This window comes from Moorena sp. SIO3E8 (assembly GCF_010692445.1).
GTDB classification, from domain to species: domain Bacteria; phylum Cyanobacteriota; class Cyanobacteriia; order Cyanobacteriales; family Coleofasciculaceae; genus Moorena; species Moorena bouillonii.
In genome coordinates this window covers 13,731-37,676 of the sequence record NZ_JAAHHM010000043.1, presented here as the reverse complement: position 1 = coordinate 37,676, position 23,946 = coordinate 13,731, and the positions used below count along the sequence as shown (strand labels likewise).

The 23,946-nt window shown below is 43.3% G+C and carries 21 protein-coding genes; 11 read left to right on the top strand and 10 right to left on the bottom strand.

Annotated elements, in window-relative coordinates:
• The first annotated feature begins 12 nt into the window (after window positions 1–12).
• The 10 genes from F6K46_RS19180 (at window position 13) to F6K46_RS19135 (ending at window position 10,312) form a co-directional block, all read left to right on the top strand.
• Window positions 13–174 carry a hypothetical protein gene (locus tag F6K46_RS19180; protein ID WP_293058543.1) on the top strand — a complete coding sequence of 54 codons (162 nt, stop codon included), beginning with the start codon at window positions 13–15 and terminating at the stop codon, window positions 172–174.
• A gap of 47 nt (window positions 175–221) precedes the next feature.
• Complete coding sequence (locus tag F6K46_RS19175) at window positions 222–2,234, top strand: lasso peptide isopeptide bond-forming cyclase (RefSeq protein WP_293058540.1); 2,013 nt, start codon at window positions 222–224, stop codon at window positions 2,232–2,234.
• A gap of 61 nt (window positions 2,235–2,295) precedes the next feature.
• Window positions 2,296–2,565, top strand: coding sequence for a hypothetical protein (locus F6K46_RS19170; protein ID WP_293058537.1), 270 nt, complete (start codon window positions 2,296–2,298; stop codon window positions 2,563–2,565).
• Window positions 2,566–2,698: 133 nt separating this feature from the next.
• Window positions 2,699–2,926, top strand: a complete 228-nt coding sequence (locus F6K46_RS19165; protein ID WP_293058534.1) for a hypothetical protein — start codon at window positions 2,699–2,701, stop codon at window positions 2,924–2,926.
• 82 nt (window positions 2,927–3,008) lie between these two features.
• The gene (locus F6K46_RS19160; protein WP_293058529.1) at window positions 3,009–3,251 is read left to right on the top strand and encodes a hypothetical protein; all 243 of its coding nucleotides are present in this window, start codon (window positions 3,009–3,011) and stop codon (window positions 3,249–3,251) included.
• Between the two features lie 277 nt (window positions 3,252–3,528).
• Window positions 3,529–4,473, top strand: a complete 945-nt coding sequence (locus F6K46_RS19155) for a hypothetical protein (protein ID WP_293058523.1) — start codon at window positions 3,529–3,531, stop codon at window positions 4,471–4,473.
• A 121-nt stretch (window positions 4,474–4,594) separates the two neighbouring features.
• Window positions 4,595–5,842 carry a cupin domain-containing protein gene (locus tag F6K46_RS19150; protein WP_293058520.1) on the top strand — a complete coding sequence of 416 codons (1,248 nt, stop codon included), beginning with the start codon at window positions 4,595–4,597 and terminating at the stop codon, window positions 5,840–5,842.
• Between the two features lie 310 nt (window positions 5,843–6,152).
• Entirely contained in the window at window positions 6,153–7,931 is a 1,779-nt protein-coding gene (locus F6K46_RS19145) for an ABC transporter ATP-binding protein (protein ID WP_293058517.1), read from the top strand.
• Between the two features lie 7 nt (window positions 7,932–7,938).
• The gene (locus F6K46_RS19140; protein ID WP_293058514.1) at window positions 7,939–9,225 is read left to right on the top strand and encodes a nucleotidyltransferase family protein; all 1,287 of its coding nucleotides are present in this window, start codon (window positions 7,939–7,941) and stop codon (window positions 9,223–9,225) included.
• Between the two features lie 313 nt (window positions 9,226–9,538).
• Complete coding sequence (locus F6K46_RS19135) at window positions 9,539–10,312, top strand: Uma2 family endonuclease (protein ID WP_293058511.1); 774 nt, start codon at window positions 9,539–9,541, stop codon at window positions 10,310–10,312.
• A 304-nt stretch (window positions 10,313–10,616) separates the two neighbouring features.
• Here the strand turns inward: F6K46_RS19135 and csaB are convergent, their stop codons facing one another.
• Both csaB and F6K46_RS19125 read right to left on the bottom strand, forming a co-directional pair.
• On the bottom strand, window positions 10,617–11,660 hold the full coding sequence (gene csaB, locus F6K46_RS19130; protein ID WP_293058508.1) for a polysaccharide pyruvyl transferase CsaB: 1,044 nt from the start codon (window positions 11,658–11,660) through the stop codon (window positions 10,617–10,619).
• Between the two features lie 365 nt (window positions 11,661–12,025).
• Window positions 12,026–13,555 (bottom strand): YifB family Mg chelatase-like AAA ATPase, encoded by a 1,530-nt coding sequence (locus tag F6K46_RS19125; protein WP_293058505.1) that lies wholly within the window; start codon window positions 13,553–13,555, stop codon window positions 12,026–12,028.
• Window positions 13,556–14,197: 642 nt separating this feature from the next.
• Between F6K46_RS19125 and F6K46_RS19120 the strand changes: the two genes are divergently transcribed.
• The gene (locus F6K46_RS19120; RefSeq protein WP_293058502.1) at window positions 14,198–15,244 is read left to right on the top strand and encodes a Fic family protein; all 1,047 of its coding nucleotides are present in this window, start codon (window positions 14,198–14,200) and stop codon (window positions 15,242–15,244) included.
• A 270-nt stretch (window positions 15,245–15,514) separates the two neighbouring features.
• Here F6K46_RS19120 and F6K46_RS19115 read toward each other — a convergent pair whose 3' ends face one another.
• The 8 genes from F6K46_RS19115 to F6K46_RS19080 all read right to left on the bottom strand — a co-directional run bounded on the left by F6K46_RS19115 (window position 15,515) and on the right by F6K46_RS19080 (window position 23,878).
• Complete coding sequence (locus F6K46_RS19115) at window positions 15,515–16,663, bottom strand: glycosyltransferase (RefSeq protein ID WP_293058499.1); 1,149 nt, start codon at window positions 16,661–16,663, stop codon at window positions 15,515–15,517.
• A gap of 206 nt (window positions 16,664–16,869) precedes the next feature.
• Window positions 16,870–18,006: a glycosyltransferase family 4 protein gene (locus F6K46_RS19110; RefSeq protein ID WP_293058496.1), complete on the bottom strand. Its 1,137-nt coding sequence runs from the start codon at window positions 18,004–18,006 to the stop codon at window positions 16,870–16,872.
• Window positions 18,003–18,272: a hypothetical protein gene (locus tag F6K46_RS19105; protein ID WP_293058491.1), complete on the bottom strand. Its 270-nt coding sequence runs from the start codon at window positions 18,270–18,272 to the stop codon at window positions 18,003–18,005. The genes F6K46_RS19110 and F6K46_RS19105 overlap by 4 nt, the downstream gene beginning before the upstream one ends.
• A gap of 179 nt (window positions 18,273–18,451) precedes the next feature.
• Window positions 18,452–20,644 (bottom strand): hypothetical protein, encoded by a 2,193-nt coding sequence (locus F6K46_RS19100; RefSeq protein ID WP_293058488.1) that lies wholly within the window; start codon window positions 20,642–20,644, stop codon window positions 18,452–18,454.
• 167 nt (window positions 20,645–20,811) lie between these two features.
• Window positions 20,812–21,042 carry a hypothetical protein gene (locus F6K46_RS19095; protein ID WP_293058485.1) on the bottom strand — a complete coding sequence of 77 codons (231 nt, stop codon included), beginning with the start codon at window positions 21,040–21,042 and terminating at the stop codon, window positions 20,812–20,814.
• Between the two features lie 42 nt (window positions 21,043–21,084).
• Complete coding sequence (locus F6K46_RS19090; RefSeq protein ID WP_293058482.1) at window positions 21,085–22,164, bottom strand: glycosyltransferase; 1,080 nt, start codon at window positions 22,162–22,164, stop codon at window positions 21,085–21,087.
• 122 nt (window positions 22,165–22,286) lie between these two features.
• A complete protein-coding gene (locus F6K46_RS19085; RefSeq protein WP_293058479.1) occupies window positions 22,287–23,756 on the bottom strand; it encodes an O-antigen ligase domain-containing protein in 1,470 nt (489 codons plus the stop codon).
• Window positions 23,756–23,878 (bottom strand): hypothetical protein, encoded by a 123-nt coding sequence (locus F6K46_RS19080; protein ID WP_293058477.1) that lies wholly within the window; start codon window positions 23,876–23,878, stop codon window positions 23,756–23,758. Before F6K46_RS19080 ends, F6K46_RS19085 begins: the two co-directional genes overlap by 1 nt.
• Window positions 23,879–23,946: the final 68 nt, after the last annotated feature.

Below are 23,946 nucleotides of genomic sequence, written 5' to 3'. Positions count from 1 at the left end.
AACTTGGGTTGGATGCCAACTGCTCTATTCCCTGTTCCCGTCTTGATGCAAAGCGCGAGTGGGGGAAACCCCCAAGACCGCGCTGCATCGCTGTTCCCTGTTCCCGTCTTGATGCAAAGCGCGAGTGGGGGAAACCCCCAAGACCGCGCTGCATCGCTGTTCCCTGTTCCCTAAAAAACCATAAATATGTACGTAAACATTGTCGCAAACCGCTATAGATTATGAGTGGAATTGTAGGTATTTACAATCTTGATGGTCGCCCCGTGGAGCGCGAAAAGATCGGGCGTATGGTGGATGTGTTGGCGCACCGGGGACCAGATGGCGCTGAGGTTTGGTGCGATGATAGCTCTGTAGGTTTAGGACATCGGATGTTATGGACGACACCTGAATCGTTATTAGAGCAATTACCTTTAAAAGACCGCACTGGTAATTTAATACTGACAGCGGATGCTCGCATTGATAACCGAGATGAGCTTATCTCTGCATTGAGTTTAAGTGACCGCCCAGCCGAGAAGATTACTGATAGCAATTTAATCTTGGCTGCTTACGATAAATGGGGGCGAGACTGTCCGGGTAAGCTAATTGGTGACTTTGCCTTTGCTATCTGGGATAAGCGCAAGCAGCTATTGTTTTGTGCCAGAGATTATATGGGGGTTAAGCCATTTTATTATTACTATCAACCTGGTAAATTGTTTGTCTTTGCTTCGGAAATAAAAGGACTATTCTGTTTAGATGCAGTACCCCGTAACGTCAATGAAGCCAAAGTTGGTATTTATCTGTGTCAGTTAAGTGGGTTTGCCAAATTAAAGCCCGATACTTTCTATCAAGATATTCTGCGTCTGCTTCCCGCCCACTGGATGGAAGTGAGCCAGAAAGGGATAGAATCCCAGTCTTTTTGGGATTTAGATGCCGAGGCGAAGCAGATACAGCAGACGTTAAAGACTGATGCTGACTATGTGGAAGAATTCCGCAAGAGATTTACCGAGGCCATAGGGTGTCGTCTACGGAGTGCTTATCCAGTAGCCTCTACTCTCAGTGGTGGTGTAGATTCTTCTTCCGTTAGTTGTGTGGCGCGGAATGTGTTGCGGGAGAAAGATAGTGATGCAGAATTGTTAACGATATATTCTGATTGTGATACGCCTTCGGCTGATGAGACGGCTTATGTAGATACCGTATTGGCCCAGGGTGGTTTTAACCATCATGTTGCGAAAGTAGGTAATCCCATTAGTGCTGCTCAAACGGTTACTCCTTGGTTAGACCAACCAGTGCAAATGCCTACCCCAGCGATGTTACTGGCGATTGTTCGGGAGGTCAAACAACAAGGTGCAAGGGTGGTGTTAACGGGACATGATGGGGATACTATTGTTTCCCACGGTACGGATTATCCTCATGAGTTACTGGAATTAGGGGAATGGGAAAAGCTTCTCAAAATAGTAGAAGGTCGTTATCAAAATAAGTCTGATAGTGCTAAGGACGTTGAATCAGATTTGTATCAATATCTTCTGCCTTATGGCACAGAATTAGTTAAAAAAGTTGCCATAAAAAACTATATCAATTTATTGTTTATGGCAGGGAAGTACTGGAATTTTTCGACCAAAAAAACTATTAAATTTGTTTTACGAAGCATCTATAACACTTTTCGTATGCTAAACTGTAATAACTACAATGCAAATATTGCCAAGCAACTCGCAAAGTCTATTAAATTAGGTAAATTACTCCGAGATGAGTTCAATGATCAATTTGGCTACTTACCTACTGAATATTTAAACCATTACCGAGGCATAACTTCCGGTAATATGCAGGAAGCTAGCGAACAAATTGATGGGATTAGTGCAGGAGTTAGCATCGAAGCTCGTCATCCTTTTTTAGATAAAAGAGTTATTGAATTGTGTTTAGCAGCACCAGCTCATTTGAAATACTGTAATGGTTTTGGGCGCGGTGTAATGCGAAGGGCGATGAAGGATATATTGACTGAAGAGGTTCGTCGGCGCAGAAGCAAGGTGGATTTTTATGGATTTATTATCAACAGGATGGAAACTGCTGAAAGCCGTGTAATTGAAACTTTATTGTTAGAGCAAAAATCAAAGTTATCCCATTACATAAATACCAATGCGGTACAAGAAAAGTATCAAAAGTTTTCAAACTCTGCGGCTAAATGGCAGCAGAGAAGGCGAGAAGCCAGGATGATTAATTGTGCGATTTACTTATCACTTTGGTTAAAGTTAATCGAATAATTGTACTTAACTAATTTCCGGCTATCGCCTTAACAAATCAAACTACTCACGGAGTAAACCAATGACCATTGACATCGAAAACATGGAAAACAAGATGAATAGTCTTGTTTATGAGGAACCAACTCTCAAAAATTATGGAACAATGAAGAGCCTTACCCTTGCAGCCGCAGGAAGTAGCGGTGATAACATGGGGCTGAGCAACGGCGGGAACTCGGCGCTTATTGATAATGCCATCAATGATGGTGGAACTGCTGGAGGTCCTGGTGACCCAGCTGATTTTCCAGCTGATGCCCATAACGGAACTGGATTTCAAAGTGATCCTGATTCTTGATAACAAGATGGCGATCTCTAACTAATGCGATCGCTTGATCCTAGGGTGGGTTAGGCGGGGATAATCATTCAAACTCAACCATAAATTATCAATCCAACCTAACCCACCAACCAACAACTCAATAAATCGTAAGGTGGGCAATGCCCACCCTACCTATGGCATTTCTACTGAAAAAGGCTTGATTGAAAATTTATTGTTAGAGCAAAAATCAAATTTATCCCATTACCTAAATACCAATGCGGTACAAGAAGACTATCAAAAGTTTTCAAACTCTGCGGCTAAATGGCAGCAGAGAAGGCGAGAAGCCAGGATGATTAATTGTGCAATTTATTTGTCACTTTGGTTAAAGTTAATCGAATAATTGTACTTAACTAATTTCCGGCTATCGCCTTAACAAATCCAACTACTCACGGAGTAAACCAATGACCATTGACATCGAAAACATGGAAAACAAGATGAATAGTCTTGTTTATGAGGAACCAACTCTCAAAAATTATGGAACAATGAAGAGCCTTACCCTTGGAGCCGGAGGAAGTGGCGGTGATGGTGCTAGCCAATCTCTAGTTGGTACCGATGCAGCCTCAGACGACTTTAATAGTGCAAATCCTGTTGATAGTTTTGCACCTGGTGTTCCTGATGTTGTTCATGATGGAACTGGCGGCCTTGCTCCCTTCGATCCCGACTAATTAAAAACCTAATTAAATCTTCATCCTGTACTTGGTATTTGATGAAATTTAATTAATTATGGCTTATGTGAGTTAACTGCTAAAAGGACGTAACTATGTTCACATTACTATTGTTTATGGTTTTGTTACAGCCTGAAAGCCTTGATATGCAATAATTTTTTTAACTCACATAATACGTGACCTAGTAGAGTGGACAATGTCCACTCTACTGTGGATACTTAAATCCTAGAAATGATTAGTCAATTAAATCTTTAGAATTGCAAAACTCTATCAACAAATGTTTCACTACCAAGCTTATGGATTAACTATTCAGTCAGTATTCTTACTTACCGAACTAACAAAAAGTAAAAATACAGCCGATATTTACATCCAAAAAGGTAAAGTAAAACTACCACAATTAGAACCAACCTCTATCAACCGTCAAGGCAAAGAAGCTCACTTTGGTGGCAACACTCAAGAAGCCTACTTGCGCTGGCATGGCATAGCAACCTTACTAGCAAAAAACGGTGATACTATCATCGTTGATTCTGACTCAGATGATATCGATCCCCAACTATTAAGCCTCTATATCTTAAGCGAAGCATTAGGCTTAATACTCTATCAAAGAGGCTTGTTTCTCCTCCATGCCAGTGCGGTAAAAATTGGCGAACAGGTAGTGATATTTGCTGGTTGTCCAGGTGCGGGTAAATCTACCACTGCTGCTGCTTTTGCCAAACTCGGTTACACAGTTGTATCTGACGACATGGTTGCTATCGACTTGAATTCAGGGGATAAACCAATGGTATATCCCGCTTTCCCCCAGATCAAAATCTGGCCACCAACAGTAGAAGGACTTGGTTACGATATATCCACTTTACCAACTCTTTATCCTGGTTCCCGCAAACGAGTAATTAGGAAACCAGAAAATTTTCCCACTCAACCCTTTCCTCTGGCTCATATCTTCTTCTTAGAAGATGGTAGGGATTTTAACGTTACTCCAATGGCAGGAAACGATGCTTTTTTAACTTTGGCGCGTTTCTTTCCTTTACCAAGTCAACTATTGGAATGCAAAACCCTTGAGCATTATTTTCAACAGTGTCTACAATTAATCAGTCAAGTAGATTTATGGAAAATAGAAAAACCGAAAGACTTTAGGATACTCAAGGAGCTAATTACTTGGGTTGAACAAAAAATAGAAACAACTCATCAGTCTGCTCAAGATGTTTACTTATTACAGCAGTAATTGGGTGAGGTACAAATTCTTGGGTTTTAGGGAGCAGGGAGCAGGTAAGAGGTAAGAATGAAAAAATCCTGTGTACCTGATAGCTATGAAAAACGCTGTAAATTAGAACAAGGATATAACCATGAAAACCGAAATCAAAACTATAGCTAATAAACTAGTCAGTCTCTCTTATGATCAACTGACTACATATTCCAAATTTGAAAACTTAATTCAACCATTTACCTCAGAAGAATTCTTCCAACACTACTACGAAAAAAACTATCTTCACATTGCCAGAAATAATCCAAGCTATTACGATGCCATTCTCAATACTGACGATATCGATTTATTCTTCCAAAATAAATCTTTACAATCAAACTGCCTCAGAGTAGTTGAAAAAGGAGACGAATTGCCAGCCTATAAATGGACCCATCGCAATTCATCAATTGCCAATAATGATACCTTATTTGTTCTATTCAATCAAGGTAAAACTCTGATTATAAATTCTGGGAATAGCTCAATTATAAAATTAGTTAACTACTGTAGCGACTTAGAAAAAGAACTAAAATTCCGCTTACAGTTTAATATCTATATCACTCCCCATAATTCCCAAGGATTTGCCCCTCATTACGATGACCATGATGTCTTCATCATGCAAACTACCGGAACAAAAGTATGGCGTTTATATAACACTCCCCTTGAATTACCGTCTCGCAAACAACCCTACTGGAAAATTAAAGATCAATATGAATTAGGGGAGCCTACTTTTGAAGTAGAATTAAGACCAGGGGATTTATTATATATTCCCAGAGGTTTAATTCACGATGCTGTAACTACAGATACCGCTTCGGTTCATATTACCTTGGGTTTCCATCCTAACTATTGGTTTGAAATCCTACAAGAAATCGCTGAATTAGCGGAAGAGAAAGCCGAGTTTAGAAAAGCTGTTCCCAACGGTATAACTGCGGAAAGTTATCAGAGTCAGTTCAAGCAAGACTTTTTGAGTCTTACTCAATCTTTAATTAATAATCTAGACCTAGACGAAATTCTAGAACGACAATTTTACAAGTATATCGATAGCAAATTATCCGAAGATCAAAATCGGTTTAAAGATTCGATTAAAGTCAACAAAATTACCTTAAATTCAGTTTTAGCTAAACGACCAAATATCATTTATAAACTAGAGCGAGATGACGAAAATGTATACGTCAAATTCTACGGAAAGAAACTCGATTTTCCACGCTTTACTGAACCTTCCATTAATACCCTATTACAATCCCAATCTTTTGCTGTTAAAGATATTGGCGGACTAGTTACTGACGAAGGCAAAATTGATTTAGCGACTAAATTTATTCAAGAAGGCTTTTTAACTATAGAACAAATAAGCTAAAGGCAAAAGGCAAAAGGCAAAAGGTGAATGGCATATATCTTTTTTATTTGATTTCAAGACTATACAGTTTAAATGCACAACAGCTTATAGCATTTCTAAATCAATTAGAAAAAGCGATGCAGCGCAGGGGGAGCCAGTGCGGTATTGTGCATCAAGACAATAATTACCGTTTTTGACCTTACCCAAAATCCTTCTATAGTTTATTAACTCTTGTCTCTTGCCCGCCCCCCTTACTAAGGGGGGTTAGGGGGGATTCCTCTTGCCTTTCCAAAGCGGGAGTATGTTCACAATTCCAATAAAAATGCTATAAATGCCTAGAATTAAACGCGCACTTCTGTTTGTCTGGCATAGTGCGCCTACTTTAACCACTATCAAAGTCATCCTAATTATTGTCCAAGGGTTACTACCCCTAGCCTTGCTGTATCTAACCAAGTTAGTTGTAGATACAGTTGCTACCAGCCTCACTCTATCGGATAAACAAGCCGCCTTCAGTCAGATAATGTTTCTGCTTGCTGTTGCTGGGGGAGTAACCTTAGTAACTAGCGTTTCCCAGTCTCTATCTCAACTTGTTAGTATTCTCCAGTCTCAAAAAGTTACCGATTACATGGAAGGGATGCTTCATGACAAGTCGATGGCAGTAGACTTAGAATATTACGAAAATTCCGAGTACTACGATATGTTGCAACGGGCGCAACGAGATGCTCCGGAGCTCCCCAACCAAATTCTCCATCGTCTGGCAGAAATCGGTCAAAATAGCGTTTCTTTATTAGCAATAGTAGGTTTGTTACTTTCTTTTCATTGGGGAATTGCAGGAGTTTTATTTGTTGTCGGCATTCCTACTATGTTAGTGCGTCTCAAATATGCCAAAATTATGTATCATTGGCAGCGAGAACGAACGCCTATTAGAAGACGAGCTAACTATTATGGCGGTTTGCTAACTAGAGATAGACCAGCTAAAGAAATTCGCCTGTTTGATTTGGGTAGTGTTTTTAGTCAGCGCTTTCATCAGTTGCGATGGCAACTATACCGAGAAAGCTTTGCGATTGCCAAAAGCCGTTCTATGGCAAACCTAGCTGCACAGGGTTTTAGTGGCATCATCATGCTTGCTGGCTATGGTTTTATTATTTATCAAACCGTTCAAGGTCTCCTTACTATAGGAGATTTAGCTCTTTATCATCAAGCATTGAGACGAGGACAAACTGCTTTTAGTGGGGTTTTAAGTAGCTTATCTGGTTTTTATGAGAATAGTTTGTTTCTCAATAATCTCTACGAGTTTCTCGATCTCCAACCCAAAATTACCGAACTACCTCATCCCAAATTAGTACCGCAACCGATACAGAAGGGAATTGTCTTTAATAATGTTAGTTTTCAATATGCTAATACGACTCGTCAGGCACTCAAAACTATTAACCTGACGCTACAACCAGGAGAAACTATTGCCTTAGTAGGAGAAAACGGTTCGGGAAAAACCACCCTAATCAAACTATTATGCCGTTTATACGAACCCACTTCTGGCAGTATTACTATTGATGGCATCGATTTACGCCAATTTAAACTCGACCATCTACGCCAGCAAATCAGTGTTATTTTCCAAGACTATATGAAATATCATCTCACTGCCCAGGAAAATATCTGGTTGGGTAATGTTGCTCTTTCTCCTACTGATAACCAAATAAGTAAAGCAGCTTTTCGTTCTGGTGCGGATCAAGTCATCAATACCTTACCCAATGGTTATGACACTATGCTAGGTAAGCTATTTGACCAAGGGGAACAACTCAGTATCGGGCAATGGCAGAAAATCGCTTTGGCAAGAGCATTTCTACGAGATTCCCAGGTAATAGTTTTAGATGAACCTACTTCTGCTATGGACCCCAAGGCAGAATATGAGGTGTTTCAGAAGTTTCGTCAACTTATAAAAGACCAAGCTGCTATTTTAATCAGTCATCGCTTATCCACTGTAAAAATGGCCGATCGCATTTATGTAATGGATAAAGGTTCTATTACCGAAAGCGGTACTCATGAGGAATTGATGCAGCTAGATGGAACTTACGCCTATTTATTTGAAACCCAAGCTCAAAATTACCGATAAACGCTTTATGACTACCTTAGTTCAAGCAGAAAATAAAACACCATTAGGAGTTACTAACCCCGAAATAGAACTACTCCTGTGCTGTGCCAGAACCCAAGTAGACAACACAACAGCTGAGGGAATCAAAACCCTACTTCAGCATGACATTAATTGGGAATATTTAGTCGAAACAGCAGCCCGTCACGGAGTAATACCGCTTCTGTACACTAGTCTCCAGAATACTTGCCCAGAAGCCGTTCCCCAGGACATCTTTAAACATCTCCAAACCTATTTCGATGTCAACAGCCTTCACAACTTATTCCTCACTCAGGAATTGCTAAAACTTCTAGATTTGTTCAAACAACACAACATCCCTGTCATCCCCTACAAAGGTCCAGCCCTCGCCGTTTCTGCCTACGGTAACTTATCACTCCGGCAGTTCTGCGACTTGGATATTCTAGTTCACGAACGGGACTTTCTCAAAGCCAGGGACTTACTGATTTCCTCAGGATACCAACCAACATCGGAGCAGTTGATATTGAATGAGAAAGACCATATAGCCTGGATTAAATACGACAACGAGTATTCCTTGATGAGCAAAAATGGCAATGTTTTCTTAGACATTCACCATAACATCAGCCACAATAACTTCAAATTATTCCCAATTGTTTTTGATGAATTGTGGGAGCGTCTTGAACCAGTATCTTTAACTGGAACAACGGTACTCAACTTTCATCCAGAAGACTTATTCCTAATTCTCTGCGTACATGGTTCTAAACATATGTGGGAGAGATTGGGATGGATTTGTGATATTGCTGAACTACTTCGCAATTCTCAGGATATAGATTGGGTACAGCTGATAGATAAAGCCAGGATAATAGGCTGTGAACGTATGCTATTGTTGGGTCTTTTTATGGCCAAAACTATCCTAGGAGCTAGTTTACCGCCAATCGTCAATCAACGAATTATAGCTGATCCAGAAACCCAATCCCTAGGGAAACAAATGTATTTGAGACTTTTTTGTAAAAGTAACAGTTCCACCTCTGGCTTGAGTCAGGAAAGATTTATTTTTCATTTTCGGATTATGGAACGGCTAGAAAACAAAATTATTCATTTTCGGATGATGGAACGGCTAGAAGACAAAATTCATTTATTTTTTGGCGCTGTCTGGCGCAGGATTTCTGTACCTATAAGGCTAGTAATTACGCGAGCTGTCAAAGACCGGAATTTTCTTCCCCTACCTCGTTCTCTCTATTTTCTCTACTATTTGATTCGACCGATTCGGCTGTGTAGGAAATTCTATAGCCGTTTTTAGCCTAATGAGGTACACAGAATTTTTTCCCAATTCCGAATTTACCGTCTTGATGCAGCGCATTGCTATTCCCTGTTCCCTGTTCCCTGTTCCCTGTTCCCTTTAAACCAAAATACTATATCCTCAACTATACTTCCCTTGCTATAGCGTTTCTAGGACTCATGAGGTACACAGAATTGTTTGACTATTGGCTCTTGCCTCTTCTCTATTACCTGCTCCCTGCTCCCTGCTCCCTGCTCCCTAAAACCCAGATATTTGTACCTCACAAGTCGTAGAATTGCTATATACTAATAATAAAGGAGGTATAGAGAAAAAAATGGTTACTCAAATAAACAACCAAACCTCTGAAATAATCTACCCCGAAAGTGACGGCTTACCCTTGGCAGACAATACCCTTCAGTTTCGCTTGATTACAACAATTCAAGGGGGAATCGATGCCCTGTTTAAAGATAACCCTAATGTTTTTGTAGCTGGGGATTTGTTTTGGTATCCAGTGGAGGGTGAACCGAATACTAAGCAAGCTCCTGATGTAATGGTTGTGTTTGGTAGACCCAAAGGCGATCGCAGATCCTACAAACAGTGGGAGGAAGACAATCGTCCACCGCAAGTGGTGTTTGAAATCGCATCCTGGAGCAACACTAAGACTGAGTTAGAGGATAAGAAATTCAGGTTTTACCAACGCTACGGGGTAGAAGAATACTACATCTTTGACCCAGAGCAAGGGGTTTTGAAGGGTTGGTTACGTTCTGGCAAGACACATTCTGGCAAGACATTAGAAGCGATTGACCAAATGTCTGGCTGGGTTAGTCCCCGATTGAAAGTGAGGTTTGAGTTGTCAGACCAAACCCTTCAACTCTATCAGCCCAATGGGGAGCGTTTTGCTACTTACGTAGAAATTGTTGAACAGAGGGAACAGGAAAGACAAGACAAAGAACTCCAGCGTCAACGAGCTCAACGAGCTGAAACGGCTTTAGAACAAGCTGAAACGGCTTTAGAACAAGCTGAAGCAGCTTTAGTTGAAGAACAGAGGCGTGCCCAAGCGTTGAGCGATCGCTTGAAAGCTTTGGGAATTGATCCAGATCAGTTTTGAAAATGACACAGTAATTACGCAAGTGCCCCCTAAATCCCCCAATTCTGGGGGACTTTGACATCATTACCCCCCCAGAATTGGGGGGCAGGGGGGCAAAAGCAACTAAACTTCGTAAGTCCTATGACAACTTTAAAATTAACAAGTAACAAGTAACAAGTAACAAGTAAAACTTAAAAAGTATAGCGTTTTTCATAGTTATGAGGTAAACGAAATTTTCGCAACCCCTACTCCCTACTCCCTACTCCCTACTCCCTACTCCCTACTCCCTACTCCCTACTCCCTTTGGTAAAGTAAAAATTAACAATTAACAAACTGTCATCAGCACATCCTGATGCATCCTTGCCCGGTCTACCAATGACTGAATTTGGTCTTTAGTCAATGGTTCACCATTAGCATAGTGTTCTAGCCAGGTTTTACTAATCACATTTGGGTCATCTGGTAAACTAGCAACATCCCATCCAGGTAAATCCAGTTGCTCCATCAAGTAATTAACTTTGGGGTCATAACTGAGGGCAAAACATCGACATTCTTCCGCTGCTGCCATAATCAAACTGTGGTAGCGCATCCCAATCGCCATTTCCACCCCCCGAAATAATCCTTTCAATTCTCTAGGGTCTTCTATACAAAAGATCTGATGGGGACCGGTTAACTGAGAGGCAATAGATTGGGCAATGGTCAAATCTCGGGAAGCTTGGAAAGGGACTAATAAAATACAGGTTTGTGTGGCTTTCTGAAAATCCACTAAGGCATGGGTCAGATTATTCAGGCGTTTGGGAGTTAGGGTAGAATGCGATCGCAAAGTAACTGCTACTCTTGGTGCTGGTAAATCCCACAATCCTGGTACAGGTTTGGAGTCTAATGCCCAAACTGGATCGGGAGCCATAATAAAGGGAATTTCCCAATCCGCTAGGAGTGTCGCTGAGCCATAATCCCTGACACTGACTGCTGTACATCCGGTGAAGGACCGCTGGGCTAGCCAACCAATCAGCCGACGCTTAATTGGACCAACCCCCTGGGCCCAAGCAATGGTTTTCAGACCCATCCTTTGGGCTAATCCCATTAAACCACAGTAGTAGAGAGGGCTAGCGGCACTAGTCACATCTTGGATTAAACTACCACCCCCCCAGATGAATAGTTCGGAAAGGCCCATAGCCTTGAGCACTGGTAGGGTAGACATGCGATCGCAACTTTCCACTCCATAGCGCTGACGAGTTTGACTAGGGTTGCCGGAAAGGACTATCGGCTTCACTGACTTTGGTAGCATTTGCAGCAGTGACGCTAACAATGCTTCATCGCCACCGTTGCCCTTGCCGTAATATCCACATAAAACTGCTTTGACTTGCTTCATGCCTTCAACTCGTCTTGCCTACTACTCCCTATATTCCCATCCGTTAGCGTAAAAGAAATACCAATTAAAGTAGGGTGGGCAAAGTAATATTATCTAGAATACTCACCCATAACCAAACTATTTTTGCCCACCCTACAAGCTATAGTCCCATCTGTTAACCGATCCGTTAACCGATCAATTGCCCCTGATTGCATCCTATGGCATGGGATCAATAGCGTGTAAAAAAAATACCAATTCAAGTAGGGTGGGCAAAGTAATATTATCTAGAATACTCACCCATAACCAAACTATTTTTGCCCACCCTACAAGCTATAGTCCCATCTGTTAACCGATCCCTTAACCCATCAATTGCCCCTTAATGCATCTTATTGCATGCGATCAATAGTACGATATTGAATGGCTTCAGCAACATGTTGGGTTTTAAGGTCATCATCACCACTCAGGTCGGCAATGGTACGGGCAACTTTGAGAATACGGTCGGTGCCTCTAGCAGAAAGACCAAGTTTGCGAATAGCCCCTTCTAATACATTACGGGAAGTATCATCTAATTTACAGAATCGACGTAGATGATAGCTTTGCATCTGAGCATTGCAATGAAGAGTGGGTTCAGTTTGGAAGCGGTGACGAGTGCGATCGCGTGCGACTTGGACTCGTTCTCGCACCGGTGCTGATTCTTCTCCTGTAGACTGTCGAGTGATTTCTTCAGGTTTAAGCCGATTGACAGCTACTTGTAAATCAATGCGATCCATTAATGGTCCTGATAGCTTCGACCAATATTGTTCCCGTTGGCGAGGGGAACAGCTGCAGGGTTGGATCGGGTCACCAAAGTATCCACAGGGACAGGGATTGGTACTAGCCACTAAGGTAAACTGAGCAGGAAACTGTACCGATTGGCGGGTGCGGGAAATAGTGACTTGTCCGTCTTCTAAAGGTTGGCGTAGGAACTCTAAGACATTGCGCTTGAATTCTGTCAACTCGTCTAAAAATAGAACTCCCCGGTGGGCTAAGGAAATTTCTCCCGGTTTCGGAAAACTACCACCACCCACAAGAGATGGGCCAGAGGCGGAATGATGGGGACTGCGAAAAGGGCGATCGCAGATCAGTTTGCCGCGATTTTTCAATAAGCCAGCAACAGAATAAATTTGAGTGACTTCCAAAGCTTCAGCAAAACTCAACGGTGGCAAAATTCCCGGTAATCGTCGCGCCAACATCGTTTTACCACTGCCAGGAGGACCGACAAAGATTAAATTATGTCCCCCAGCCGCAGCAATTTCTAACGCTCGACGCCCATGAGCCTGACCTTTAACATCCTTCAAATCCGGTGCAGTGGACTGGGTTACTTGCAACTGCCCCACGCTATCAATCTCAACCGGTGAATAGCGGTTTGGCTGGTTAAGGAAATCAGCAACATCTGATAGGTGCTCAAATCCATACACAGTGATGCCATTCACCACTGCAGCTTCTGTAGCATTGTCAGCAGGAACCACTAACCCAGTAATTCCCATTTGCTTTGCTGCCGCAGCAATTGGAAGTACACCAGCCACAGGTCGCAAACTGCCATCAAGGGACACTTCTCCGAGAAATAGGTGGTCTCCCAATAACTGAGGATTTAACTGTTCCGATGCCGCTAAAATACCAACACTGATCGGTAAATCAAAACTAGGACCTTCTTTCCGTAAGTCAGCCGGGGTCAGGTTAATCACAATCTTGCGTATCGGAAAGGCAAAACCAGCATTTTTCAGTGCTGCTTTCACCCGTTCTCGCGACTCTTGGACAGCGGTATCCGGTAAACCAACGACTACAATTCCCGGTAAGCCACCGGACACATCTACTTCAACCCCTACTTTTACAGCATCAATGCCGATAATTGAACCACTCCAAACCCTAGCCAGCATAGTGTTAGCCTGATACGTGTTTTGGGACAAGGAAAAAATAACAGGACTTACGCGGTTAAGTGTCTTTCGCCCCCCTAGCCCCCCAATTCTGGGGGGTAATGATGTCAAAGTCCCCCAGAATTGGGGGATTTAGGGGGCAAATGCGTAAGTCGTGAATAAAATAAGGGGAGAGTAGGAAAACTCCCCATCTCCCCATTACCAGTCTCACCTTTTCCTTCGTTTCTCTTTTTAGGAACCTTCACTTAAAGGCAAGTATAGTGCTTATCCCCTGGAGAGTTTAACCGGAAAATTACATAAATACTGATATCCTTTCGATAACAGGGATGTAACCTAGGATTTTCGGGGAATCGGGAATCGGGAATCGGGAATCGGGAATCGGGAATCGGGAATCTTACGACTATTAGCCATTAGCAATTACCTATTACCAAAAATCCAGGGACTATTTGGGAAGACATTAATCGAACTTGATATTACAGATAGTTTTCCACTAACGCAACAATTATAGTAGACCTCTTACAAAAGTATTGTTCTGATAGTGTTTGTCTCAATTCTTGTTCCGATGATCCGCTGCTCCGAAGTTCTCTGTTCCCTACAACTGCCGCCAAGTCTAGTATACTGAGGTTGGGTTGATAGGAATTACCCATGCAGTCGTTTGAACCAGGTTTTATTGAGCACCAGCTTATTCCTCAAAATCTACTGCGTACTATCCGGCTGATTGGTGAGTACAAAGGCAAGCAAGAACTGTTCAAAGAACAGTCACCCCAAGTTTTGCAAACACTACTTCAGGCGGCGATTATTCAGAGTACTGAGTCCTCCAACCGCATAGAAGGCATTACAGTGCCCCTGGAACGCATCAAGGAACTGGTAGCTGAAAAAACTACGCCCCGCGATCGCTCCGAACAAGAAATTGCTGGCTATCGAGATGTACTTAGTACGATCCACAGCAGCTATGCTAACATCCCTTTCACTCCAGGGGTGGTGTTACAGCTGCATCGTGACCTTTACCAGTTTTCTGTTGGTGAGGGTGGGCGCTGGAAGTCGGTAGATAATCAAATCAGCCAAACTTACCCAGATGGTACAAAGGTTGTGAGGTTTCAACCACTTGCGGCTTATGCTACACCATCCGCAATGGAACGCTTGCACGAACAGTTCAATCGCCTCTGGCAGTCTGAGGAATTCGAACCGTTATTGCTCATCCCCACCTACGTCTTGGATTTTCTGTGCATCCACCCTTTTAGTGATGGAAATGGACGGATGGCTAGGCTGCTGACACTACTGTTACTATACAAAGCTGGTTACGAGGTGGGGCGGTTTATTAGTTTGGAACGCATTGTAGAACGCACAAAGGAAAGCTACTACGATACACTTTACCAGTCCTCCCAAAGCTGGCATCAGAGACAGCATAGTTTGTTACCTTGGTGGGAGTATTTTCTGGGAGTGTTGGTGCTATCGGCGTACCGGGATTTTGAGCAACGGGTTGGGTTAGTAACCTCAACCAAAGGCGCTAAAACAGCGATGGTGCTAGATTCCATTAACAATATAGTTGGAGATTTTTCGATCAAGCATTTACAGGAACAATGTCCTACTGTAGGAATTGATATGATTCGCCGTATCTTGCGCCAGGAAAGGGAGGCTGGGCGGCTCGAATGCCTTGGGCGAGGGCGAGATGCCCGTTGGCGGAAGAAATAGGTACTGTACCTATTAAATAGGTACTGACCAGCTAGTTAGTACCTATTTAATGGTAATTTCCTTTGGAGAAGCTGTGTGATCAGGCTTGTGTTCGCACCTTCAAAGCCCCGTGGTAACCAAAACCGTTGCTGATCTATAGCAGAGAAAGAGTTGGTTAGGACATAAATGTTTTAGTTTAAAGAAAACAGGAATCCCCCCTTATATAGCGCTACGCGCAAGTCATAACTTACTTTTGACTTCTGACTTCTAACTTCTGACTTGCGCGCAGCGCTATACCTTGTTCAGAGCTTGGTCAAAGGCCGTCAACAGGGATTCCAGGGAAAAAGTAGACTTGGCATGGATATAACCTTGCTCGGCTAGGCTATCTGCAGCGCTTGGATCACATAGCAAATTACCAATGACCTTAGCCAGTGCTACTGAATCTCCTGGCGGTACCAAGTGACCAGTCTCGCCATCCTGAATCAATTCCACTGCACCACCAGCAGCAGCAGCAACTACGGGTCGTTTTGCCAATTGACCTTCGACAATCACCCGACCAAAGGGTTCCGGTTCAGTAGAGGTATGGAGTACAATATTGCAAGCAGACATCAATGCTGGCACGTCATTGCGAAATCCCAGCATGTGAACACGACCAGCAAGTTCTGGTGCCGCAGCCATAGCTTCGAGCCGTGAGGCGTATTCTGCTTCACCAAATAGGGCTTTACCAACCAACAGGGCGTGTACATTGGGAAGTTCCTGTAAGGCTTCTAGTAAAATATGCTGACCTTTCCAGTAAGATAACCGACTGAATACACCAACTAGTGGAGCATCACCAATGCCCAGCTGGTCACGGATTTGAGCGGATTGATCCGATGCCAGATTATCGAAGGGGTCTGAACCAATACCGTTGTAAACCAGTGTTACTAGGTCTTCGCGTCCCCCAGCAGCGATAAAGGCTTCACCAGTAGCACGAGAATTGACCAATACTTGAGATACTCGACGATTAGCTAGGAAAACGGCTATGGCACGATTGACCGAGCTAAAGTGTTGTGCGGTCACAATATCTCGCAGGTGCCAAACCACTGGACGACCGCCCATCAATGTTGCGATCGCAGCAGCAATGAACGCTTTTTGGGAGTTAGCGTGTACTAGCTCAAAGTTACGTCCAGCTGCTGCTATTTGACGAGCCATCCACCACAGGGCAGGTAATGCTTTGACAGCACTGAGTCCCCCTGAAGTTTTTACGGCTAAGATGGATTGGGGTGCAGGTATGACCTTGACCTTCACCTGTGCAGCTTCGAGCCGTTGCCGGAACGGGCCATCGGCAAACAGCAGTACTTCGCTGGTGTCCCGGTAGGCAGTTGCGAGATCCAGCAGGCTTAACTCAGCTCCCCCCAAAACGGCGGCATGATCGACAAAAAGGACTCGACGGCGCTTCATAAGAGTGGGTAGTTCAAAAAGAGTGTTTCAAACGTGCAAAAGTTCACAGACTAATCTGATCACTGATCTCGGCTCTAGCATTTACTATTTTAATGAGGTACATTAATTTTTATTATTGCTCTGAAGCTCCCTGCTATGAAGCTGCATGCTCCCTAAAAGCAAGAATAAACGTACCTCACCTAATTAAAAATTGCTATAAATGTTGATTAATTTATAGCAGCTTGATAAACCGATTTAATTCGTTGAGCAATCACCGGCCAAGTATAGTGCTCATGAACATAAGCTTGACAAGCCTCAGAGCTAGGGAGTTGACGCTGACCAGAAAATACCTCGATCATGCCCTGAGCAAGTTGATCAACAGAAGTCCCTTCAAACAATAAGTCTTCCGAGAAAGGCTGTAAAATCTCTGGAATACTATCTACAGGTGTTCCTAGAACTGGCGTTCCATTCACCAATGACTCAATAACAATTAGACCAAAGCCTTCCCATGCCACGGTTGGCACCACGGAGAAAGTGGCAGCACGGTAAGCTAGGGCTAAATCTTGATCCGACACAAAACCCAACAACCGGACATGGTCAGTCAGTCCTAATGCTTCAATCTGTGCTTGCAAGGTTGGCATCAGTGTGCCTTTACCCGCTATCAGTAACAGCACGTCTGGATAGCGCTTACGCACCTGATCCACTGCTGCAATTAAATTTTCCAAGCCCATGCGTTTAGCTAACCGTCGCACAGCTAAGATAATTGGTCGCTCTTGAGACCAGCCTAGTTTTGACCGTGCCTCCTGGGGTGTAATGGTGGTGTCGAAACGCTCGGTATCAACCCCTGGAGGAATGATGTGAATGCGCTCTAGTGGGATATGATACTCTTGGTGCAAGGTGTTGCGGAAAGCCTCAGAAAGTACGATAAACTTAGCTATCCGTTTGTAAGTAACCCGCTCTAGCATCCATTTTAACCGAGTCGCAACGGTATTGCTGCCTTCTACATGCCCTTCTAAGGCCCAAGGCCCTTGGAAGTGCATCACCATTGGGCGACTGTCTAATTGATCGAGAATTGGAAAGGTATATAAAGCAAAGTGGGAGACTACTAGGGGGTAGTCTTCCTCCTTCAGCACTCGATGCATCGTTTGCCGGATACCGCTCCAGCGTTGCCAGAGAGGGGATTCATGGCTAGCAAAGGCTTGGACTTGACCACCGGAGTTTTCAGATACAGCGGTTGAGCCTGCCACTAAGCCACGCATCTCGACACCAGCTTGGGGTAAGTAACGAGTGCAATCGTAATAAACCCGGTTGAGTCCTCCTGCTTGTTCAGGGAACCAACCCATACCGATTTGAAGTGTTTTCACAGTACTATAGCCTCGATAGTTTTTGTTACAGCAAAGGGAAGAGGGAGTCGGGAGTCGGGAGTCGGGAGTCGGGAGTCGGGAGTCGGGAGTCGGGGGAAGAAAGTTGAATGTACCTGATAAGTATGATCAACGCTATCAATTAAATTGGTAAGCTGCTGTGCCTTTAAATTGCCTATTTTCCAATTAGGAAAAAACCTGAAAAACCACCACATCTTCACCCCATCTCCCCATCTCCCCATCTCCCCATCTCCCCAAAGCGCTCCCATTCAAAATTTAAATGCACAACAGCTTAGAGGATATCTGAAAAGTTTTTTTATACTGAATTTTGCCCCCCTAGCCCCCCAACTTTGGGGGGAACAAGAGTCAATTTGCTTCTAAAAGTCCCCCAAAATTGGGGGAGGGGGCTTGGATGTAGCAAATGAGACTTCTCAGACAACCTCTTAGCTTAGGGGTCTATCTTTATGCGGTACATTAAAGCTTTAGCGTAAAAATCCTCTTCAGCAAATAGCAAGTATTCTCCATTTTTTATTCGCACTACTCTTAAGGCCATCGGGACATCTAGCCAACCTGTGGTTGATTTTACTTCTGGGCCGGGATTTATTTTGGCAATCTCTTGACCTGTGCGAAAATCATAAACTCGCACTTTAGCATATCGATTCGGATCTTTTTCATAACTATTATCGACATAGCCGACAAATAAATAGTCTCCCGAAACCGCCATACTTTTAGGTAAATCTGGTCTTACTCCTTCGGATTTTTGATTGTAATCGATGACTACTTCACCGGCTTTTTGTGGCGCTTTACTCCAATTGATATATTTGACAGCTCTGTTACCAATCAATCCCCAATCACCCCTTTTATCAAACGTCGGTGAATATCCAGCAATGTACATGGTATCGGTTTTCGGATGATACTCAAGTCGTTGAATAATTTTAAATTCCTTTGGCATGTCAAAGGATTGTTGCTGGTTAATATCGTAAATCGGGCTGCCGTAGGAATCAAACCCTTTAAGGGATAGTTTTTTAATCCCGTTTGTTGATGTACCTATCCAGATATTACCGTCATCATCAGGCCAAAATGCCCACCCTCGATAATTTTGTCCTTGATTATATTCACCTTGTTCAGCCTGTTCCTCTTGTCCATTACCGTTTTTATCTTGCCAATAGCGATAATCTAATTGACTTCCCCAAAATGAGGCAGTGGGAATAGCGACTTCCCCATCAGTTGCCGGATTAAACCGATAAACATGGATCCCAGCTGACTCGGTATACATACTATTAGTAAACATCAGCTTCCGACCTTTAACCCGGCGAATCATAGCACCAGCATTATGCTTGATAGTCTTCTTAATCCGATTATCATTAGGATACTTAAAGGGATTAACGGTATGGGCGACATGAGTCCATTCTTGACCTGATGATTTACTGTAATCTAGTTTAAACTGTTGATTTTTCGTATGAACAACGGTTTCATCCGCTGGATCAATATCAGGAATGTCAATAAATAAGAGACCTTGTAATTTCCAATTGAGAGTCCCATCCAGTTTGTAGCTATCCACGGTTAATCCACCCGCTTGCCAAGCGTAAATCCGACTGGGATCACTGGCGACATAAATATTATTATCCTGATCGACTCCAATCCCGGTAATGGAATTGAAATGTAAGGGTCTGATTTTTCCAATTTCCTGAGGACTTCCGGCGTATATTCCCCCTTTAACACCAAAGGTTCCATCAGGAGTTGGATTGCCACTGCTGTCTAGATTTTTAAAGATTTTAATCTGGTTATCAGGTCCACCATCTCCTACTAAGAGGCGATTTTGATTATCCACAACAATAGCTGTAGGGATCCTAACAGAATCAATTTTACCTTGAACTTTGCCCGTTTCTATATTTAACTTAAGGATAGTCTTGGTTTTGTTCTGGATAACCCACAATGAGCCAGTTTTATCTAATGCTAATTTACCCGGTTTATTCACTGACCATTCTTTAACCGGTTTCAGGGTCTGGGCATCATAAACTTTGATTTTATTGTTAGGGGTATCACTAACATATAAGCGACTATTATCTGCTGCAATTCCCCGAATCAAACCTTGATTGGTATTGAGAATCAACATACTCTTATCATAGCCTTTACCCCCCTTAAATTTTGCTCCTTTATAATTACTTCTGTTATAGCGACGAACACAATACCATTTATCATCAGAATTGGGATATCCTACGCCATAGCGACCCGTTTGTCTCATCGCCATGTAAATATAGTTATCATTCACTGCGATCGCAGTTCCCCCCGATCGTCCCCAGCCATGGGTAGCATCCAGTTGACCAAGAACATCACCATTTTTATAAACCCCCCCTTCTCTACCAGCTTCATCCCAGGGAGCATTAGCATAAACCGTACCATCGGGACTTACAGCCATCCCTAAAATCGATAGCTGGACATGTTTTCCCTTGCCGGGAAGCTCACCTCCAGGACCATAGGTATTACCGATCCAAGAGGTAGTGTAAGTCAACCGTTGGCTTGGGTTGGATTCAGCAGTTATAGTGTCATTGTTGCTAATCACAGAATGGGCAATTATTACCAAAACAGCGATCACAGGAACAATGGCAGCATATTGCCATTCGGGGATACGTATTGACATAGTTTTTTCCCTGAACTCGAAAGTATTTAAAAGGCTGGAGACTGAAGACTAAAGGGTGAACGCGATCGCGTGGCCAAAGGCCAAGGTTAGACGGTTGAAGGTTGAAGGTTAGACGGTTGAATGGTTAAGGTTAGACGGTTGAAGGTTAGATGGTTGAAGGTTGAAGGTTAGATGGTTGAAGGTTGAAGGTTAGATGGTTGAAGGTTGAAGGTTATTTCCTTGAAGGTTGAAGGGTGAACGCGATCGCGTGGCCAACGGCCAAGGCTGACCGCTGACTGCTGACCGCTGACCGCTGACGAGTAGGTTGAAGACTGTAATATCATGTCCGGATAATTACCCTTAATAAAAATCTCCCCATCTCCCCATCTCCCCATCTCCCCATCTCCCCATCTCCCCATCTCCCCACACTTCCCACACTCCCCACACTCCCCACACTTTGATTATGGGTATTCAACCGGACTTGATCTCAGAAGCTGATGGTAGACAGTAATAATCTTCTCCACCATAGTGGTGAGGGTCAGTTCCTCAATGTTTTGCTGTGCTGCACGTCTTAATCTATCTTGTTCAGACGGACTAGCCAGAACCATTTCGATCTGATCTGCCAGTGCGATCGCATTTTTAGGAGCAACTAGCACTCCTGCCTTACCGTAATCTAGTGCTTCGGGAACACCATCGACACTAGTAGCAACAATCGGGCAACCCACCTGTCGTGCTTCCATCAAAACCAGAGGGAAAGACTCACGGTGTGAGGCCAGGACAAAAACATCCGCTGCCATCATGTAAGCTTGAGGATTTTTTTGAAAACCCTCGAAGTGGATACGATCAGCAACTGACGATGCAGCAGCTTGAGTTTCAAACATTTGACGGTCGGGACCATCTCCGACTAAGTACAAATGTGCCTTAGGAGAACTCTTAGCAACCTGCTCAAAAGCGCTAATTAACTCAGTAATTCCCTTACGTCGGTTCATCCCAGCTACCGTGACAATAGCCGGATGTTCCAAAGCTTTAGGAGTGCAGGTTTCTAAAGCAGGTAATCGGGGACTACCTAGAGTGCGATTCTTGATCACAGGCATTTTCCCCATGGGAATACCCCGCTTAGACATCGACGTTGCTACCGCATCACTCACAGAAATCACCCGTTCAGCTAATCCCATCACGACTGAGCTACGTTGGTAAACATTGTGAATATGGGATACTAGCTTATATTTTGCTGAACCCCGTAGGAACCGAGCTAGGACTACTCCCGTCATCATATGTCCATGGACAATATCTGGCTGAAATTCTCTGATTATCCCTCGATAACGCCCAGCAGCCTTGAGCAGATGCAACGGTTTTCGGGTCTGATCGAGTTCAAAGTGAGTGACGCCATAACGGCTTAGCAATGTTTCATATCCGCCGCCAGCAGAGGCAATAGCAACCTCATGACCGGCTTTCGCTTGCTCACAGGCAACGTCAATCGCTACATTAACAATACCATTACCAGTTTGTTTAATATGGTTTAAGATATGGAGTATACGCATCAAACCCCTCCCAAAAAGGAAAGCACCGCCATATTTGACCTATAAGTTAGTTAGGAATTGGTAGTTGAAACATCCGGCTGTTGCTCCGGCTGTTTTTTTCCATCTCCTACTTCTGTTCTTCTTTAGTCAGTGCCATTGATCAGAAAATTTTCATAATTCTTATCTTTAGCAGTGTTCACTTCAGCAATACTTTCCATTTCAGAAGAAAGCTTATTTTGATGCTGGTGATACTTATGTGCTGCCATAGTTAGACCCAAAAATCCCCAAATATAACATCCCCCAACACCAAGCATGGCGCTACCAATCGGTAGCCCGATTAAATTACTCAAACCAATAGCACGAGCAGTACTCATGAAGGAATCACGGCGAATCTCAGGATATTGGAACACACTATATACCAGCAGGAGCAATCCAGACATATACGGGAGAGTTCCAAACCAGCCTAGGGTAAAAAACATATCTAAAATGCCACTGTCAATCACAACGCTTCGGATTTCCCCTTGTTCGATAGTGAATGTGTTTCCAATCCCATTACCTAGAACCATAGAAAGAGCTTTGCCAAGACTCTCTTCATAGATCTGTTGTCTAACTTCTGCGCTGTGATCATTTCCAAGGTCAGAAAATGTTGCCAAACGACTACCAATTACTTCCGAGAATGGCTCAATAGTGGTTAACGGCACGATACACATTGCCATGACCAAGATAGAAATAATGATGCGCATCTGGATTTTGGGTTTGAGTGAACTGGTCAGGGAAGCTAGTCCAAAGAACCAGCTCGCCCACATCGTCCGTGACAAGGTTAGTAGAAAAGACAAATAACCAGCTATGGAAGCAGGAATACGTAAAGGACTGTTATTATTAAATAACAACAGCAGACCCACCATCATGGTTGCGGCAAACGGTCCAGTGGAATTCATTGTGCTCCACAAACGAATACCGAACGGTTCGGGATTCCCCATCGAGAACATTCTGGCGTTGATCAGCCAAAATCGATCCCACTCCGGTGCAATCACATATTGCACTATGCCATAGACTCCCATCACCAATACACCCCAGAGGAATGTGCGCTGAATGTTGTCGCGATAGCGAGGATAATCTCGCCAATTTATAAATAAGTAGAAACCTAAAAGAATTGGGGTGAACCAGTCGATAAGTCCTCGAATCGCGAAAATAGGAGTGCTTTTAATCAGACCAATGATAAAGCCATACAAAATACTGGTGAATCCCAAAATAAAAGGCAAACCCCCCTGTTTATAGGCTCTAGGAAGGTATTTTAAAAAGGTATCCACAGTAATCCATGTCACTATAGGCGCTACTAGCAATACTGGACTCGGATTAACCCAGTTACTGCGATAGTCAATTAAACGACGAACCAACGGCATCAGAAACCATAGCCACCACATAAAACCTAAGTAGAGGACAGGATACCGTCGATAGAGAAAAAGGCCCACGGCAAACCCTACCACAGGCAACAGAATACGCAGAATGCTGCCAGCACCAGCAATAATGCCCAGTATTGTAATGACAACAAATAACAGGATGGCTGTCCAAGCAGGGGCTGGTTCTAGTTTGATAGGAATTCCTTTTGTCATTAGGTGTTAGGGATTAGATACACAGCAGTTCTCAATTGGGTGAGGTGAAAAGTCCGAGGTTTTAGGGAGTAGGGAGTAGGGAGTAGGGAGTAGGCAAGAGGGAAGAGGCAAGAGGCAAGCAATTATATTAAAATATAAATATCAAAAAATGTAATGCATTTTTAAATACTCTATCTGATAGATTAGATAT